A 1,233-nucleotide genomic window follows, 5' to 3' on the forward strand; every position below is an offset into this window, starting at 1 on the left:
GGGTTTAGCCCCAGGTAGCTCACCAGCCTGGTCGGATCGGCAAAGCGCCGAATGTCGCCGACGGCCGCGGCCACGCCCGAAGCCACCGTCATATCCACACCCGGGAGCGTCATCAGCCGCCGAATGATCGGATCGGACATCGCTTCACGCGCGATATCCGCCTCGACCTCCTTCAACGAACCCTGGATCAGGTCGATCTGCGCCAGGTGCCGCACGATTGCGACACGCTCGTCGGCAGGTACTATCTGGGCGGCGATCCACCTGCGACCGCTGATCCCTACAAGGTTGAGGTGTGGACAGGGCGGAATGAGGTGGGCGTGAAGGATCGACTGAATGAGGTTCTTCAAGCGTACCCGCTGACGCACAAGCTGCGTACGGCGCGCCACTTGGCGTCGCAGGGCCATAGTGCGCTGATCGGGTACCCAGACCTCCGGAAGAAATCCGGTGGCGTACAACTTCGCGAGCACGGCGGCATCAATCGCATCCGTCTTGATCTTTGCGTGCGCGATCAACCGCACCTGCTTCGGGTTGGCGATGACAACACGGTCGACATACGGCGCCAGAACTTCGACAACGGCCGCGGCATTGCCAGTCGCCTCGACGACCACGTGATCGTCATGGGTGAGTTCCTTCCTGGCGAAAGCCTCCAAGCTGTCACGAGTCATGGGAATGCGGCCGAGCTTCGTTAGATGTCCCTCGAGCAGCGCCACGGCCTCGGCCGCCACGCGATGAATGTCCATGCCAATGATGCGCATCTCTCCCTCCATGGTCAGTGCGAAAGGGAGCTGCGGGCAACACGACAATTACGGATCCGCGCTCGCAGCGCATCCGGGCTAGTCGCAGGGGCGGCCAGATAACGACCTCGAACTCGCAGTTCATGTCAGTGCGACGGCCTGCCCGCACGTGCGTGCTCCCGGTGCCCCGAGGCCCGGATCGGTCTACGCTAATGGGCTAGATCGAGTCTGGAAACACGGGACACCCGCTACATCATGCCGGATAACGCGTTCATCGAAGCCTTCAACGGCCGCTTCCGGGCCGAATGTCTCAACGCCCACTGGTTCCTGTCCCTTGCGGACGCCGAGGAAAAGTGGAGACTTGGCGCAAATACTACAACTGCGCATCAGAACACCCATCTGGCTATGTGATTGAAGAGAAGAGATTTTGTTGAGCGGGATGCGATCCCGCGGGGTATTTTGGGTTCTGTCGCGCTCGTTCGGCGATAGATTGAGCAGC

Annotated in this window: 1 protein-coding gene and 1 pseudogene; one reads left to right on the forward strand and one right to left on the reverse strand. The window is 61.2% G+C overall.

All coding sequences use genetic code 11. From position 1 onward, the window contains the following. Positions 1–755 (reverse strand): IS110 family RNA-guided transposase (locus CV770_RS41100; protein WP_245454029.1); only part of this gene is annotated, 755 nt, incomplete at its 3' end. Between the two features lie 240 nt (positions 756–995). Here CV770_RS41100 and CV770_RS44430 point away from each other — a divergent pair. Then, positions 996–1,168, forward strand: a pseudogene (locus CV770_RS44430) (integrase core domain-containing protein); the annotation flags it as partial. Positions 1,169–1,233: the final 65 nt, after the last annotated feature.

The organism is Bradyrhizobium sp. AC87j1, assembly GCF_002936975.1.
Taxonomy (GTDB): Bacteria; Pseudomonadota; Alphaproteobacteria; order Rhizobiales; family Xanthobacteraceae; genus Bradyrhizobium; species Bradyrhizobium shewense.